Origin of the sequence: Streptomyces sp. NBC_00029 (genome assembly GCF_045160505.1) — a bacterium.
GTDB lineage: Bacteria > Actinomycetota > Actinomycetes > Streptomycetales > Streptomycetaceae > Streptomyces.
The window spans coordinates 3,204,282-3,220,319 of record NZ_CP108292.1; the positions used below are offsets into that span (position 1 = coordinate 3,204,282).

A 16,038-nucleotide genomic window follows, 5' to 3' on the forward strand; every position below is an offset into this window, starting at 1 on the left:
CCGGGGCCGAATCTCGCCCCATGAGCGAACTGATGACACCGGCGCTTGCGGGCACGGTCGCGGGGCTGGGCGTGGCGATGCCCATGGGTGCGATGAGCGTGCTGCTGCTCCAGGAGGCGATGCGCAACCGCCGTACGGCCGTGGCCGCGGCCGTGGGAATCGCGGCGGTCGACCTCGGCTACGCGGCCCTCGCCACCGCCCTGGGGCCCTGGGTGGCCTCCCACGTCTCGCCGGTCGAGGCCTGGGTCCGGCTGGCCTCGGCGGTGATCCTGCTGGTCATCGCGGCCCACGGCCTCTCGCGGGCCTCCCCGGCCCCGCCGCCGGCCCCCGGGGCGGCGGCGCCCCCGGCCCCGGCCGGAGGGGGCCGGGCCTCCGTCGCCGCCCCGGCACGGCCGGCCAAGGCGTTCGCCCGGTACGTCGGCCTCACCGCCCTCAACCCCACCACCGCCCTCTACTTCGCCGCCCTCACCACCGCCCAGGGCGCGGATCTGCGGGCCGGCCCGGCGGGAGCCGCCTTCCTCCTCGGTGTCGGCGCCGCCTCCCTCCTGTGGCAGCAGGCGCTCGTGGCGCTCGGCTCCCTCGCCGGTCACCGCATCCCGCACGGCGCCCGCGTCTGGACCTTCCGCCTCGGCTACGGACTGGTCGCCGCCTACGCCCTCAAGATCGCCTTCCCCCTGCCGGGCCTCGGGTGACGGCTCCGGCGGGCGGTCGGGGGCGGGGACGGGGCGGGAGTGGTCCGGGAGCGGTCGGGGACTGCTCGGGGGCGGGTCGGGGTGAGCTCGGGGTGGGCTCGGGGTGGGCTCGGGGTGATGCCGGATACGGCGCGGACGCCCGGCCCCAATGATCGGTACATGACCAATCAACCGCCGCGTCCGCGCCGGGCGGCCCTCACCCGGGCCGCCTTCGTCACCGCTCCCCTGTGCATGCTGGTCTACGGCCTCATCCGGCTCAGCGACCCCGACCACGGCCCCGGCGCCGCCTGGACCGCGGGCCACATCGCGCTGCTGGCGGGCGTGTTGCAGTTCGCGCTGATCCTCCCGGCCCTGCACCGGATGACGGGGCCCGCCCGCGGGGCGGGCCGCCTCGGCGCCGCCGCAGCCACCCTGCTGGGCCTGGCCGGCATGCTGGCCGTCACCGCCCAGGCCGTCATCGACCTCGTCGTCGGCTTCCGAGCCGCCGACCGCCCGGAGATGTCCCGGCTCTTCGACGAGATCCAGAGCCACCCCGGGGTGCTGCCCGCCGTCTACACCGTCGGCCCGATCCTCTTCTACGTCGGCCTCCTGTGGCTCCTGGTCCATCTCGCCGTCCAGCGCCGCGTCAGCCCCTGGCGGCCCGTCATGGTGCTGCTGGGCACGGCCACCACCGCCGTCAGCCTCGACCTGCTGCCGCTCGGCGCGCTCTTCTTCACCGCGGCCCTCCTGCCCCTGTCCCTCCCCCTGACCGCCCGACCCGAACGACAGGAACCTTCTAGTGTGACCCCGTGACGACCCGCCTCTCGGCCCGCGCGGCCATCGCCTCCGTGACCGACCCCGGCAGCTTCGCCGAACTCCCCGCCCCCGGCGGGGAGTCACCCGCCGACGGCCCCCATGGACCCGACGGCCCCCTGGAGTGGACCGGCTACGCGGACTCCCGCGCCCGCGCCGTCGCGCGCACCGGCGAGCAGGAGTCCGTGGTCACCGGTACCGCCCGCATCGGCGGCCACGAAGCCGCCGTCATCTCCTTCGAGTTCGGCTTCCTCGGCGGCTCGCTGGGCGAGCGCACCGGGGACCGGCTCGAAGCCGCGTACGTCCACGCCCGCGAACACCGCCTCCCCCTCGTCTCGCTCATCGCCACCGGCGGCTCCCGGATGCAGGAGGGCATGCTCGCGCTGACACAGCTCCAGCGCGTGGCCCGCCAGTGCGTCCTGACCCGGGCCGCGGGCCTCCCCCAGCTCGCCGTACTGCGCGATCCGACCACCGGCGGCGGCTGGGCCACCCTCGGCGCCGGGGCCGATGTCGTCCTCGCGCTCCCCGGGGCCCAGGTCGGCTTCGCCGGGTCCCGGGTGCGCCCGGCGGACGCGGACCCGACGGCCTACTCCGCCGAGGGCCAGTACGCCGCCGGCCACGTGGACGCCGTGGTGCCCGCCGCCGGGCTGCCGGGCACCCTCGCCGACTGGCTCCGCGTGCTGGCCGCGCCCCGGCCCGCCGGGCCGGTCGAACCGCCGGCGGCGCTGGGCCGCGCGGCGGGCGGAGAACCTCCGCGGACCGGCTGGGGCGCCGTGCTGCAGGCCCGTCACCCCGACCGGCCGCGCGCCGCCGCGTACCTGGACGCGTACTTCGAGCTCCGCCTGCCCCTCTCCGGGGACCGCGCGGGCGCCACCGACCCCGGCATGCTGTGCGGATTCGGGCTGCGCGAGGGCCGCGCCGTCGCCTACGCCGCCCAGTGCGGCACGGCCACCCGCCCGGCGGGCTACCGTACGGCCGCCCGCGTCGTCCGCCTCGCCGAAAGGCTCGGCATCCCCGTGCTCACCCTGGTGGACACCCCGGGCGCGGCCAACGACGCCGCCGCCGAGCACGCGGGCGCCGGCGCGGCCATCGCGGACGCCTTCGCGGCGCTGGCCGCGGCCACGGTCCCCGTCACCACCCTGCTGATCGGCGAGGGCGGCTCGGGCGGCGCCCTCGCGCTGGCCGCGCCGGGGAACACGTGGGTCACCCCGGACAGCTACTTCTCGGTGATCGCCCCGGAACTGGCGGCGGCCATCCTCAAGCGCCCGCCGTCGGCCGCCCCGGCCACGGCGGACCAGCTCCGCATCCGCCCCCAGGACCTGGTCGCCCTGGGCGTGGCCCGCGGCATCGTCGGCCCGGCCCGGCCCGGCCACGGCGAGGACACCGCCTAGGGACCGGTCCCGGCGGGCCGGAAGCCGGACGTCCACCCGGCACGGCAACGAACCGGCCGGCTTCCCTTCACAGCCGGCCGGACCGGGCGAACCGCGCCGGGCTGATCCCGACGTGCCGCCCGAAGTGCCGTGTCAGGTGCGCCTGGTCGTAGAACCCCGCGGCCACCGCCGCCTCGGCCGGCCGGACCCCCGCCAGCAGCAACCGCCGCGCGAGGGCCACCCGCCGCGCGGTCAGGTACGCGTGCGGCGGCAGCCCGTACGCCGCGCCGAAGCTCCGGATCAGGTGGGTGGGGTGCAGGCCGAGCTCGGCCGAGGCCTCCGCCAGGGTGATCCCCTCGGCCACCCGCGCGTCGAGCAGTTCGCGCAGCCGTACGGCGACCTTCGCGCCCGGCGCCGCGCCCGGCCCGGGCCCCGGCAGCTCGGCAGCGTGCCCCGCCAGCCACCCGTGCAGCCGCTCCGCCACGAAGGCGAGCCGCGACTGGGCCTCGAAGGGGTCCCGCTCCGCGAGCGCCAGGTGCAGCCCGTGCACCCGCTCGCGCAGCGCCGGACCGGCCGGCAGCGGGGCGTCGACGGCGGCTCCGGCCAGCCGCTCCGGCAGCACCGAGGTCTCCAGGTACAGCACGCGCTTTCGGAACCCCGTCCCATTCACGGTCCGCCCGTCGTGGGCCACCCCCGGCGGCAGCAGGATCACCTGGTCCGACACCCCGACGCGGTGCCGTTCCCCGTCGAGGGCGAAGTCCACCCGCCCGCCGTCGAGGATCATCAGCGCCCAGGTGTCGTGCACATGGGCCGGGTACGCGTGCTCGGTGAAGCGGGCGTGGAAGACCTCGGCGATGCCGGTCACCGGTGGCTGCCAGGCGGACACGGTGCTGCGCGGACGTATAGCGGCCATGTCAGGAACGTACAAGACCGCCCGCGGGCGTGCCGCCAGGCTGTCCGCATGACGACACACAAGGTCAACATCGCCGAGAAGCTGGCCGGTTTCACCGAGCAGTGGGCCCCGCGGCGCATCGCCCGCGTCAACGACTACGAGGTCAAGGCCGCCCGGCTGCAGGGCGAGTTCATCTGGCACACCCACGAGGACACCGACGAGCTCTTCCTGGTGGTCGGCGGCACGCTGACGATCCGGCTGCGCGACGGGGACGTGGTCCTGGGCCCCGGGGAGATGTACGTCGTCCCGCGCGGGGTCGAGCACTGCCCCGCGGCAGCGGAGGAGGCGCAGATCCTCCTCTTCGAACCGGCCGGAACCCCGAACACCGGCGCCGAGGGCGGGGACCGCACCCGCGAGCCGGTGGACGCCTAGGCCGTCTCTTTCGGATCTTGCTCCCCCAGCTACCGCTGGGAGGTGCCCCCAGGCCCGCGTTGCCCGGCACCGCACCTCGCTGTGTTGTCGGGGCTCCCGAGTACGTCCAGTACGCGGGAGCTCCTCCGCCTTGCGATGCACGGCACCGGACAACGCGGGCTCGGCCGACAAGATCCGAAAGAGACGGCCTAGGCCTGCGGGGACCGCGCGTCGTAGCGGGCGAAGTTCCGCCAGCGCAGTGCGAGCAGTCCCAGCACCAGCACGCAGGCCAGTCCCCCGCCCGTGACGGCCGTGGTCGGGGAGGTCAGTTCGGCGGCGGTCCCGGCGAGGAAGTCCCCGAGCCGGGGCCCGCCCGCGACGACCACGATGAACACGCCCTGGAGGCGGCCCCGCATGTCGTCGGGGGTGGCGGCCTGGAGCATGGTGGTGCGGAACACCATCGAGGCGGTGTCCGCGTAGCCGGCCAGCGCCAGGAAGAACATGCCGAGCCACAGGTTCCGGGTGAGCCCGAACACGGCGACGGCCAGCCCCCAGCCGGCCACGGCGAGCAGGATCGCCAGTCCGTGCCGGCGGATGCGGCCCTGCCAGCCGGAGAACAGACCGCCCAGCAGCGCCCCGGCGGCCGAGGCGGCGACCAGCAGGCCTACCGTGCCGGCGCCGCCGCCGAACCAGAGCCCGGCGACGGCCGGGAACAGCGCCCGGGGCTGCGCCAGCACCATGGCGGCCAGGTCGGAGAAGAAGGTCATCCGGATGTTCGGCCGGGTACCGAGGAAGCGCAGGCCGTCGATGACGGAGGCCCGGCCCCGCGCGCCCTCGGCCCGGTCGGGCTTCATCGACGGCAGCCGCCACATCGCGTAGAGCGCGGCGGTGAAGGTGACGGCGTCGATCAGGTAGGCCGTCTCGTAGCCCCCGAAGGTGACGATGACCCCGCCCAGGGCCGGGCCGGCCATCATCCCGAAGGTCATGGTCACGGAGTTCAGGGCGTTGGCCGCGGGCAGCAGTTCGGTCGGCAGCAGCCTGGGGATCATGGCGGAGCGCGCCGGTCCGGTGAGCGCACCGCAGACCGCCTGGAGCGCGACGACGGCGTACAGGAACCAGACGTGGTGGAAGCCGAGCAGCGCCGCCGCGGCGAGCGCGACCGACAGCGTGGCGGCGCCCAGCGAGCTGTAGAGGCCGAGCTTGCGCCGGTCCACGGTGTCGGCGATCGCGCCGCCGTAGAGACCGAAGACGACGAGCGGGACGAGCGAGAAGAGCCCCACGAGCCCGACCGAGAAGCTGGACCCCGTGATGTCGTAGACCTGCAGCGAGATCGCGAGGGTGGTCATCGCCTGGCCGACCCAGGAGATGGTTCCGCCGAACCACAGCCGCCGGTAGTCCAGGGACACGCTCAGCGGGGTGAGGTCGGCGAATATTCGCTGCGGGGGGCGGGGCGGAGCGGTCTCGGGGGTCACAGCGGATGATAACCACCGGCCGTCCGCGGCCCTCCGGGATTTTCGTCCCTCCCACCCACCGGCAACAGTCGCCCCACCCGGCCCCGGACTCCCCGCGCGGGCGACTCGTTACCGGTAACTCGCCACTATCACCGGACATTTGACCGAATCGACGTGCGCTCCTCCCCTCGCGTTCGGCTCATGATGAAAAGACTCGTATGTCCAGGGAGGCGTAGTGATCGAACCTGGCAACAGCACCACGAGCACCGGCACGACGCAGAACACGGTGCGCCCCACCGTCCCCCTCACCGTCGGAGTCGAGGAGGAGTTCCTGCTCGTCGACGCCCGCACCTTCCGGGTGGTCCCCGCCGCCCCGCTGGTCCTGGCGACGGCCGGCGGGCTGCCCGGCGAGCTGCATCCCGAGGGCACCCGCTACCAGGTGGAGATATCCACCCCGATAGCGCACTCGGCCGCCACCCTGCGCGCCGAGCTCGCCGCCCTGCGGCGCACCCTCGGCCGGGCCGCCCGCGCCCACGGCTGCCGGCTGCTGGCCGCCCCCTCGCCGGTCGTCGCCGTGCAGGGGCCGCTGCACCTGACCGACGACGAGCCGCGCCAGCGCGAGCAGCACCGCCGTTTCGGCGCGCTCACCGACACCCTCGTCAGCTGCGGCCGCCACATCCACATCGGCACGCTCGACGTGGACACGGCGGTGGCCGTGTCCAACCGGATCAGACCCTGGCTGCCCACGCTGATCGCGCTGGCCGCGAACTCGCCGTTCTGGGGCGGCCGCGACACCGGTCACGCCAGCTGGCGGGCGATGGCCTGGTCCGGCTGGCCCTCGGCGGGCCTGCCCCCGCACTTCACGTCCACGGCCCACTTCCGGCGCTCGGTCCAGACCCTGCTCGGCTCCGGGGCGGCCCTGGACACCAAGATGGTCTATTGGGACCTGCGCCCGTCCGGGCACTGGCCGACGCTCGAGATCCGGGCGCCCGACATGTCCCCGGACATCGACTCGGCCGTCCTCCAGGCGGAGCTGGCCCGCGCCCTGGTCTCGACGGCACTGCGCGAGATCGCGGAGCGGCGTCCCGAGCCGGCCGTACGGGACGACGTACTGCGTCTCGCGCGCTGGCGGGCGGCCCACGACGGCCTGGAGGGATTCGGCCTCGACCCGTACTCGGGGACGGAGCTCCCCGCGGCGGACCTGGCGGAGGCCCTGCTGGACCTGGTCGCCCCGGAACTGGCCGCCTCCGGCGACCTCGACCACGCGGCCAAGACCCTGGCGGGTCTCCTGCGGGACGGGTCGGGTGCCCACCGCCAGCGTGCGGCGTTCGCCCGCCGCCAGGACCTGACGGACGTACTGCGCCACCTCACGGACGAGACGGAGGCCTTCTGACCCGACGCCCGGCCCGCTCCCCTCACCCCCGGAAACCCCCGGAGCCCCGGAGCCCCGGATGCACCCGGGCCGAGGGGCGGGGGTGAGAGGAGCGGGGCCCCGGGTGCCGGGGCGGACCGGTCCGGCGAACGCGACGGCGCCGTCAGTCCCCCCACGCCGTGATCCCCCAGCGGACGGTGTGCTCCTCGCCCGGGGCGAGGGCGATCAGCCCGGTGCCGCTGCGGAACGCGTCCGGGGGGCAGGTCATCGGCTCGACGGCGATCGCGCGACGGCGCTCCCCCGGCGGCAGTGTGTCGCCGGTGTAGAGCTGTACGTAGTCGGCGCCCTCACCGAGCCACACATCCGTGCCGTACCCGCCCGACGGGTGGGCCAGGCGCACCACGGCCCGGCCGTCCGCGTCCCGGTCGAGGTCGCCGAAGGGGGTGTCCAGCCGGAGCGCACCGACGGCCCGCGGCGTTCGCAGGTCGTACTCGGTCCCGTCGACCGGCTCGGCGGCCACCGGCAGACCGCGCTCATCGGTGCGCAGCCAGGTCCGGGCGGGAACGGTCAGCACCGCCGGGTCGACGACCGCCGTGCCCGCGGTGACGTAGGGGTGCTGGCCGAAGCCGTAGGGTGCGGCACTCGCGTCGAGGTTGCGCGCGGTGACGGCGACTTCGAGCCCGCGCTCCCCCAGGGCGTACTCGGCACGCACGTGCAGGTGGAACGGGTAGCCCGGCTGCGGCCACAGCGGGACCTCCAGGACGGCCCGGCTCTCGCTCGCCTCCACGACCTGCCACGCGACCCACCGGAGCAGCCCGTGGATGGCGTTGCCGCCGGCCGGCTCGGTGAGCGGCAGCTCCTGGTCGTGCCCGGCCCAGGAGTAGCGGCCGTCGCCGATCCGGTTGGGCCACGGCACGAGGAGCTGGCCGCGCCCGCCGGTGATCGGGCCCTGTTCGGCGAATCCGTCGATCACGGCCCGTTCACCGACCGCGTACGACCGCAGGGCCGCGCCCAGCTCGACGACGACGGCGCGCTGCCTGCCGTGGCGGAGGGTCAGTTGCCGTCCGGTACGGCTTCGCTGCACGCGTGGCCTCCTGGGTCCGCCCTGCCGGTGTCCTCGGACTCCGGCGCCGTGGTGGCCTGCGACGCGGGCCCGTCCGTCGGGAGCCTGCGGCCCCGCGTCGCACCGGTCAAGCGCAACACGTTCCCGCCGGTGAAATCGCCGGGCGCATTCGCCTGTTGGGGCCCACGGGCGGGCAGAGACCCCACCCGGCGACGGCGGCCGGTGCCGCGACGCCCGCTCGGGAGGGTCCCGTGCGCCGGATGGGGCGCCCGGCTCGGGCGGGCGGACACCCTCCGCTTCGACGCGCAAGGGCCACCCGAGTGGCCGATAGTGGGAGCAGGGGGCTCTTCCGCGACCTCGGAGCAGCCATGGACCGCTACCCTCCCATTGCCGAACACGGCTTGGTGGGCGACCTGCAGACCGCCGCGCTCGTCTCGTCGCAGGGGGTCGTGGACTGGTTCGCCGCTCCCCGGTTCGACTCGCCCAGCATTTTCGCCGCCCTGCTCGACCATGACGGCGGCGGGTACATGCGGCTGGGCCCCGAGCACCCCGACACGACCTGCAAGCAGCTCTACTACCCCGACACCGCCATTCTGGTGACCCGGTTCATGTCGCCGGACGGGGTGGGCGAGGTGGTCGACTTCATGCCTCCGGACCGGACCCGCACCGCCACCGACCGTCACACCCTGGTGCGCGTCGTACGCGCCGTACGGGGGACCGTCGAGTTCACCTTCGAGTGCCGGCCGCGCTTCGACTACGGGCGGGCCGAGCACCGGCTGGAGCTCGGCGGGAACACCGGTCTGTTCCGGGCCCCGGACATGGACGCGCACCTGCAGACCTCCTTCCCGCTGGAGCGGGACGGCCAGGACGTGCGCGGCAGGGTGACGCTGAGCGCCGGCGAGTCCGGCGGCGCAGTTTTCACCGTCTGCGCGTCCGGCGGCGAGGCACCCGCACCCCCGACGGTCGACGGACTCACCGCGCAGGTCGCCGACACCGGCGAATTCTGGCAGTCCTGGCTGCGCCAGTCCCGCTACCGGGGCCGCTGGCCCGAGCTGGTGCACCGTTCGGTCATCACCCTCAAGCTCCTCACCTACGCCCCCACCGGCGCCCTCGTCGCGGCGGCCACCATGGGCCTGCCCGAGCAGGTCGGCGGAGAACGCAACTGGGACTACCGCTTCACCTGGGTGCGCGACAGCGCGCTGTCCGTGCGCGCCATGCTGGACCTCGGGTTCGCCGAGGAGGCCACCGCCTTCCTCCACTGGCTGATCGACAGGCTGCAGGAACGCGAGGGCAAGGACGACGAGCCGCTCCAGACGATGTACCGGGTCGACGGCAACCCGGACCTGCCCGAGGAGACGCTCGAACACTTCGAGGGCTACCGCGGCTCCTACCCCGTCCGCATCGGCAACGGTGCCGCCGACCAGCTCCAGCTGGACATCTACGGCGAGGCCCTCTACGCACTCTCCCAGGGCCGGGAGATCGCGCAGCAGTCCACCTACCGGGGATGGAAGTCGATGGCCAGGATGCTCGACTGGTTCGCCGAGGCCTGGGACCGGCCGGACGAGGGCATCTGGGAGACCCGCGGCGGCCGCCAGGACTTCACCTACAGCCGGGTGATGTCCTGGGCGGCCTTCGACCACGGTCTGAGCCTGGCCGAGCACTTCCGCAGGCCCGCCGACGTGCTGAAGTGGCGCGCCGCGAGGGACGCCATCCTGGAGCAGGTCATGGAGCGCGGCTGGAGCGAGCGGGAGGGTGCCTTCATCCAGCACTACGGCAGTGACGTCCTGGATGCTTCCCTGCTGCTCATGCCGAGGGTCCAGTTCCTCTCCCCCAGGGACCCGACCTGGCTCTCCACCCTGGACGCGATGGACCGCAAGCTCGTCTCCGACAGCCTGGTCTACCGCTACGACCCGGCGGCGTCGCCGGACGGACTGCGCGGCTCGGAGGGCACCTTCAGCCTGTGCACCTTCCTCTACGTCGACGCGCTGGCCCGGGCGGGGCGGCTGCCCCAGGCCCGCTACACCTTCGAGAAGATGCAGACCTACGCCAACCACGTCGGGCTCTTCGCCGAGGAGATCGGGCCGAGCGGGGAGCAACTGGGCAATTTCCCGCAGGCGTTCACCCACCTGTCGCTCATCATGGCGGCCACCACCCTCGACGAGGCCCTCGACGCGGAGACCGGGCGCTGACCCATGGTCACGGATGCCCGTCCGCCGCGCGCTCCGCGGCTGACCGAGGACGAGTTCGGCGCGCTGTACCGGCGCCTGCGCGCGGGCGCGGTCTGGGCCGCGGGTGACCGGGGCGCTCTGGCCGCGCTCACTCCCGCCACGGTGCTGGCCGCGACCCGGGAGGCGGTGACCGGCCGGACGATCACGCTCGCCGCGCCGGTGGAGACGCGGCCCGGCCCGGACAATCCGGAGCCCGCGGAGCACCGGATGAGCACGCGGCCCGGGGAGGACGGCTCCGGCGGGCTGCAGTTCGCGACGGACAGCTTCGCGATGAACGTCCACGGCGACGCCGACAGCCACATCGACGCCCTCTGCCACGTGATCTACGACGGCACCCTGCACGGGGGCGTATCGGCCGGCAGCGTCACGGCGGACGGCGCGACGTCGCTCTCCATAGAGGTGGCGGGCGACGGGATCGTCGGACGCGGCGTGCTGCTGGACATCCCGCGGCTGCGCGGCGCGCCCTGGCTCGAACCGGGCGATCATGTGAGCGCCGAGGACCTCGGCGCGGCCGAGGCCGCCCAGCACCTGCGCGTGGGAGAGGGCGATCTGCTCTTCGTCCGCGTGGGCCATCGCAGGCGCCGCGCCGAACTCGGGCCGTGGCACGCGGCGCGGGAGCGCGCCGGACTCCATCCGTCCGCGCTGGAGTTCCTCGCGGACCGGCGGGTCGCCGTGCTCGGCGGGGACGGGAACAACGACACCGCGCCGAGTTCCACCGAGGGCGTCGCCTTCCCCGTCCATGTGCTGGCGATCCACGCCATGGGCCTTCACCTGCTGGACTACCTGCAGTTCGAGGACCTGGCACCGGCCTGCGAGGCGCAGGGGCGCTGGTCCTTCCTCTGTGTGATCGCCCCGCTGAGGCTGCCGGACGCCACCGGCTCACCGGTCAACCCGATCGCCGTCCTGTGAACGCGCCGCCGACGGTCGTGGTGGTGATGGGCGTTTCGGGATCGGGCAAGTCCACCGTCGGGGCGCTGCTCGCACAGCGGCTCACGGTGGCCTTCCTGGACGCGGACGACGTCCACCCTGCCGCGAACCGCGCCAGGATGGCCGCGGGTCATCCGCTCGACGACGAGGACCGGCGGCCGTGGCTGCTGTCCGTCGCCCGATGGATCCGGGAGGCGACCGACGCCGGCCGGGGCGGGGTGGTGGCGTGCTCGGCCCTCCGGCACGAGTACCGGGACCTGTTCCGCGGGGCGGGCGCGGGCACCTGGTTCCTCTACCTGGCGCTCGACAGCGCGACCGCGGACCGGCGGGTCGCCGGCCGGGCGGACCATTTCATGCCCCGCTCCCTGGTGGACTCCCAGTACGCCGCCCTCGAACCGCTGCGGCCGGATGAGCCCGGCCTGACCGTCGACGCCACGGCCGGCCCGCAGACCATCGTCGACCGGGCGGTGCGCGCCCTCCGGGCGGCGGGATGACGGGCGTCCGCCGGACCCCGTCGGGTCGCCACCGCCCGACCCACCCGATAACTTGGGAAAGGAGCCGAATATCCCGATTGTGCGAGTGTCCGCGCGGAACGGCGCAGACCGGAGCCCCAGGACGGGCGCCACGGCCAGGACAGCCGAAGACTCCAAGAACGGGACCCTCTCATGGCCGACGATCAGCACTACGACGTCATCGTCATCGGTACGGGAGCGGGCGGCGGAACGCTCGCCCACCGGCTGGCCCCCACCGGCAAGCGGGTCCTGATCCTGGAACGCGGCGGCTACCTGCCCCGGGAGCGGGACAACTGGGACTCCACCGCCGTCTTCGTCAAGGGCAAGTACCGCGCCCCGGAGTTCTGGTACGACAAGCACGGCAACCGGTTCCCCCCGGAGGTCAATTACTACGTCGGGGGCAACACCAAGTTCTACGGCGCCGCGCTCTTCCGGCTCCGGCCGGAGGACTTCGGCGAACTGCGCCACCACGACGGCGTCTCCCCGGCCTGGCCGATCCGCTACGAGGACCTGGAGCCGTACTACACCCAGGCCGAACACCTCTACCTGGTGCACGGCCGGCACGGCGAGGACCCCACCGCGGGACCGGCCGGCGCGCAGTACGCCTACCCGCCGGTCGAGCACGAGCCCCGCATCCAGCAGCTCAGCGACGATCTGGAGAAGGCCGGCCTGCACCCCTTCCACCTGCCGATCGGCGTGAACCTCACCCAGGACGAGAACGGCCGGGCCACCCATGACAGCGTCTGCATCCGCTGCGAACGGGTCGACGGCTTCCCCTGTCTGCTGGGCGCCAAGTCCGACGCGCAGGTGATCTGCGTCGATCCGGCACTGGCCCACGACAACGTGACGATGGTGACCGGAGCAGATGTGCGGCGCCTGGAGACCGATCCGACCGGACGCACCGTCACCGGAGTCGTCGCCGAGCTGGCGGACGGCACGACCGAGGTGTTCGGCGCCGACATCGTGGTGGTCTCGGCGGGAGCGGTCAACTCCGCCGTCCTGCTGTTGCGTTCGGCCAATGACCGGCACCCCGGCGGACTGGCCAACAGCTCGGACGTGGTCGGACGCCACTACATGCGCCACAACAACCTGGCGCTGATGGCGGTGTCGAAGGAACCGAACCCGACCCGGTTCCAGAAGACCCTGGCGCTGAACGACTGGTACCTGGGCGCGGACGACTGGGAGTACCCGCTCGGCGGCATCCAGATGCTCGGCAAGTCGGACGCCGACCAGATCCACGGCGAGGCACCGCGCTGGGCCGGCGCCGTCATGCCCGGCATGCCCTTCGAGGTGCTGGCGCACCACGCCGTCGACTTCTGGCTGTGCGGGGAGGACCTTCCGCTGCCCGGCAGCCGGGTCACCCTCGACAAGGACGACGCCATCCACCTGGCCCTCGACGAGGAGAACAACATCGCCGGGCTGAAGCGCCTCCAGCACAAGCTGCGGGGGATGCTCGGTCATCTGGGCATGCACGAGCACCACCTGCTGGACCACAGCATCTACCTGCACAAGGGCATGCCCATCGGCGCCACCGCTCACCAGGCCGGCACCGTGCGGTTCGGCGACGACCCGCGGAGCTCGGCCCTCGACGTCAACTGCAAGGCCCACGACCTCGACAACCTCTACGTCGTGGACACCAGCTTCTTCCCCAGCATCGGCGCGGTGAACCCGTCGCTGACCGCCATCGCCAACGCCCTGCGGGTGGGCGACCACATAGCCGCCCGCCTGGGCTGACGCCGCTACAGGTTGTCCCCGGGGGCGCCGGCTGCCTGGGTGTCTGCGTCGGTGAGGGGCTCCAGTTCGCCCATGGTGTCGAGCCGGTAGAGCAGGACGAGCGCCGGGCCCACCAGCAGGACCGCGATCGCCGTGACGATGGCCAGCCAGTGCATGCTCTGCGGGGCCCCGGCCCCGTCGGCCACCGTCAGCGTGGTGGGCAGCAGGTAGGGCCGCTGCGCGCATCCCCAGGCGCCGACGGTCAGGGCGACGCTCGCCACCGCGGTGTAGCGGGACCAGCGGTAGGACCGGCGCAGCAGCAGCACCGCCGTCACCAGACCGCAGATCGCGGCCAGCACGAGCAGCAGCAGGCCCCAGCCCCCGGTGAGCCCCTCCCAGACGTACCGGGCGTCGTCATGGGTGACCGGCAGACCGATGAGCCCGAGGACGACGACGGCGCAGAAGGCCAGCAGTGCCCTCAGCCGGAAGTGGTCCACCAGGTCGTCGGCTCCGAAGCGGCGTGCGTCGGAGCAGAGGAACACCGCGCCGAGGAACGCGGTGGCCGCGATGGCCAGCAGGCCCGTGAGGACGGAGGTCGGATTGGCCCAGGCGTGCGCGGAGGCGGCCGTGCCCACCGCGACCCGGCCGGAGGCCACCGCCCCCAGCGCCGCCCCGAGGAAGAACGGCGTGAGCAGCGAGGAGACGGCGAACATCGCGCCGTAGATCCGCCGTTGCGCCAGTCGCCGGGTCGGCTTGCGCAGGGCGAATCCGGCGCCGCGGAGCACGAGGCCGATCGCCGCCAGGGCCAGCGGCAGCCACAGCGCGCCGAACACGGCCTGGAACATGGCCGGGAAGCCCGTCCACATCACGATGAAGACGAAGATCAGCCAGACGTTGTTGACCTCCCAGACGGGCGCCATGGCGTGGTCGATCAGCCATCGCGGACGCTTCCCCCGCTCCGCGCCGCCCGCCGTGAGGTCCCAGAAGCCCGCGCCGTAGTCGGTCCCTCCGGCGCAGGCGTAGGCGGCGAGTGCGAGCACCATCACCCAGGCGACGAGGTCGGCCGTCACGCGGCACCTCCGGGGGTGCCGTCGGACCCGCCACCGGGGGTCGTTCCCGCGCCTGTCGGCTCGGGTTCGCTTCTGGGCCCGTAGGGGGTGTCGGTCTCGGGGGGCGGATCGACGGGCCCGGCGGTCCCGCCCTCGTCGGCGATGCGCCAGCGGGTCCGCATCTTCAGGATGACCGCGAGGAACGCCCCGAACACCCCCACGTACACGACGATCATGATGCCGAGCATCGCCCACAGCGATCCCGCGCGCGTGTCGGTCACCGCCTCCGAGACCCTCATCTGGTTGTAGACGATCCAGGGCTGGCGGCCCACCTCCGTGGTGATCCAGCCGCACTCCACGGTGAGAAGGCACGCGGCTCCCGCGACGGCGGCGCACCGGAAGAACCAGCGGCTGCGGGGCAGGTCCCGGTGTCTGAGCCAGCACCAGCCGTACCAGAGGGCGAGCAGGATCAGCAGGCTGCCGATGGTCACCATGATGTCGAACGCCCAGTGGGCGATGGTGGCCTGGACCACCGTGGGACGGGCATCGGCCGGCACCGCGGTCAGCCCGGTGACCCGGGTGCTGGGCTTGAATCCGGCGAGGATGGAGTCCAGCTGAGGGATCTTGATTCCGCCGGAGATCGTTCCGTCGCTGTTCAGCCGTCCGAACAGGTACTCCGGCATATGGGTGCCGGTCTCCCAGACGATCTCCATGGCGGCGAACTTGATCGGCTGCTTCTGGTAGACGGCCCGCGCGGCGGAGTCGCCGATCATGAACTGGACCGGTGTCAGGACCGCCGCAACCGTGAACGGCAGCGTGAAGCCCAGCCGGTGGTACCGGTCACGGCGCCCCCGCAGCCAGCCGACCGCGTACACGCCGGCGACCACGTAGCCGGCGGTCAGGAACATCGCGACCACGAAGTGCCAGTACTCCGGGCCGAACATCGGCGTGAAGATCGCCTGCCGTACGTCGATGTCGACCGGCTTGCCCTGGGCGTCGAGGCGGAACCCCTGCGGGGTGTTCATCCAGGAATTGGCGGCGATGATGCCGAAGGCGCCCATCAACGCGGCGAAGGGCAGCGGTGCGGCCAGCCAGAAGTGCGTCCAGGGCTTCAGCCGCCGCCAGCCGTAGAGGTAGATCGCGATCAGGACCGCTTCCAGGAAGAACGCCCAGGCCTCGATGCCGAACCCAAGTCCGAAGACGTCGCCCCAGCGGCCCATCATCCCGGGCCACAGCAGCCCGAGTTCGAAGGACAGCACGGTGCCGGTGACGACCCCGATGGCGAACTGGACGGCCATCACCGCCGACCAGCGCCGGGCGAGCTTCAGTGCGACCTCGTCCTTGCGGCGCAGCCCCCGGTGGTGCATCAGCAACGTGATGAACGGCAGTGCCACGCCGAACGGGACCAGCAGGATGTGCGAGGCCAGCGTGAAGGCCATCAGCTCTCGCGCCGGCAGGAGTTGGGGCGGGGTGCTGTTCGCCAGAAGGGCCGCGGTGCTGAGCATGTGTGCCTCGATGGTCTGCCCCGCGCGGTGGCGGGGCTACGGAGGGACAGGATGCGGAGGG

The 16,038-nt window shown here is 73.5% G+C and carries 14 protein-coding genes; 9 read left to right on the forward strand and 5 right to left on the reverse strand.

The genetic code is table 11. The features are described from left to right. Positions 1-20: 20 nt before the first annotated feature. From OG753_RS15310 to OG753_RS15320, 3 genes are all read left to right on the forward strand, one after another. Complete coding sequence (locus OG753_RS15310) at positions 21-692, forward strand: LysE family transporter (protein WP_405788785.1); 672 nt, start codon at positions 21-23, stop codon at positions 690-692. 159 nt (positions 693-851) lie between these two features. Further along, complete coding sequence (locus tag OG753_RS15315) at positions 852-1,484, forward strand: hypothetical protein (protein ID WP_405788787.1); 633 nt, start codon at positions 852-854, stop codon at positions 1,482-1,484. Further along, positions 1,481-2,875: a carboxyl transferase domain-containing protein gene (locus tag OG753_RS15320; protein WP_405788789.1), complete on the forward strand. Its 1,395-nt coding sequence runs from the start codon at positions 1,481-1,483 to the stop codon at positions 2,873-2,875. The genes OG753_RS15315 and OG753_RS15320 overlap by 4 nt, the downstream gene beginning before the upstream one ends. A gap of 67 nt (positions 2,876-2,942) precedes the next feature. Here OG753_RS15320 and OG753_RS15325 read toward each other — a convergent pair whose 3' ends face one another. Further along, positions 2,943-3,767: a helix-turn-helix domain-containing protein gene (locus OG753_RS15325; RefSeq protein ID WP_405788790.1), complete on the reverse strand. Its 825-nt coding sequence runs from the start codon at positions 3,765-3,767 to the stop codon at positions 2,943-2,945. A 48-nt stretch (positions 3,768-3,815) separates the two neighbouring features. Between OG753_RS15325 and OG753_RS15330 the strand changes: the two genes are divergently transcribed. Beyond that, a complete protein-coding gene (locus OG753_RS15330; protein ID WP_327262351.1) occupies positions 3,816-4,178 on the forward strand; it encodes a cupin domain-containing protein in 363 nt (120 codons plus the stop codon). Positions 4,179-4,366: 188 nt separating this feature from the next. Here the strand turns inward: OG753_RS15330 and OG753_RS15335 are convergent, their stop codons facing one another. Then, positions 4,367-5,629, reverse strand: a complete 1,263-nt coding sequence (locus OG753_RS15335) for an MFS transporter (RefSeq protein WP_327262352.1) — start codon at positions 5,627-5,629, stop codon at positions 4,367-4,369. Between the two features lie 214 nt (positions 5,630-5,843). Here OG753_RS15335 and OG753_RS15340 point away from each other — a divergent pair, with 214 nt between their 5' ends. Further along, positions 5,844-7,001, forward strand: coding sequence for a glutamate--cysteine ligase (locus tag OG753_RS15340; RefSeq protein ID WP_327262353.1), 1,158 nt, complete (start codon positions 5,844-5,846; stop codon positions 6,999-7,001). 142 nt (positions 7,002-7,143) lie between these two features. On the opposite strand, the gene OG753_RS15345 is transcribed toward OG753_RS15340, so the two are convergent. Then, entirely contained in the window at positions 7,144-8,064 is a 921-nt protein-coding gene (locus OG753_RS15345; protein WP_405788792.1) for an aldose 1-epimerase family protein, read from the reverse strand. A 347-nt stretch (positions 8,065-8,411) separates the two neighbouring features. Here OG753_RS15345 and OG753_RS15350 point away from each other — a divergent pair, with 347 nt between their 5' ends. The 4 genes from OG753_RS15350 (at position 8,412) to OG753_RS15365 (ending at position 13,444) form a co-directional block, all read left to right on the forward strand. Beyond that, a complete protein-coding gene (locus OG753_RS15350) occupies positions 8,412-10,232 on the forward strand; it encodes a glycoside hydrolase family 15 protein (protein ID WP_327262355.1) in 1,821 nt (606 codons plus the stop codon). A gap of 3 nt (positions 10,233-10,235) precedes the next feature. Beyond that, positions 10,236-11,180: a cyclase family protein gene (locus OG753_RS15355; protein WP_405788793.1), complete on the forward strand. Its 945-nt coding sequence runs from the start codon at positions 10,236-10,238 to the stop codon at positions 11,178-11,180. A 26-nt stretch (positions 11,181-11,206) separates the two neighbouring features. Then, a complete protein-coding gene (locus tag OG753_RS15360) occupies positions 11,207-11,692 on the forward strand; it encodes a gluconokinase (RefSeq protein WP_405792681.1) in 486 nt (161 codons plus the stop codon). A gap of 171 nt (positions 11,693-11,863) precedes the next feature. Further along, positions 11,864-13,444 (forward strand): GMC oxidoreductase, encoded by a 1,581-nt coding sequence (locus tag OG753_RS15365; protein ID WP_405788795.1) that lies wholly within the window; start codon positions 11,864-11,866, stop codon positions 13,442-13,444. Positions 13,445-13,449: 5 nt separating this feature from the next. Here OG753_RS15365 and OG753_RS15370 read toward each other — a convergent pair whose 3' ends face one another. Together OG753_RS15370 and OG753_RS15375 are read right to left on the reverse strand one after the other, a co-directional pair. Next, a complete protein-coding gene (locus OG753_RS15370; RefSeq protein ID WP_327262359.1) occupies positions 13,450-14,493 on the reverse strand; it encodes a cytochrome d ubiquinol oxidase subunit II in 1,044 nt (347 codons plus the stop codon). Then, on the reverse strand, positions 14,490-15,977 hold the full coding sequence (locus tag OG753_RS15375; RefSeq protein WP_327262360.1) for a cytochrome ubiquinol oxidase subunit I: 1,488 nt from the start codon (positions 15,975-15,977) through the stop codon (positions 14,490-14,492). Before OG753_RS15375 ends, OG753_RS15370 begins: the two co-directional genes overlap by 4 nt. Between the last annotated feature and the right edge of the window lie 61 nt (positions 15,978-16,038).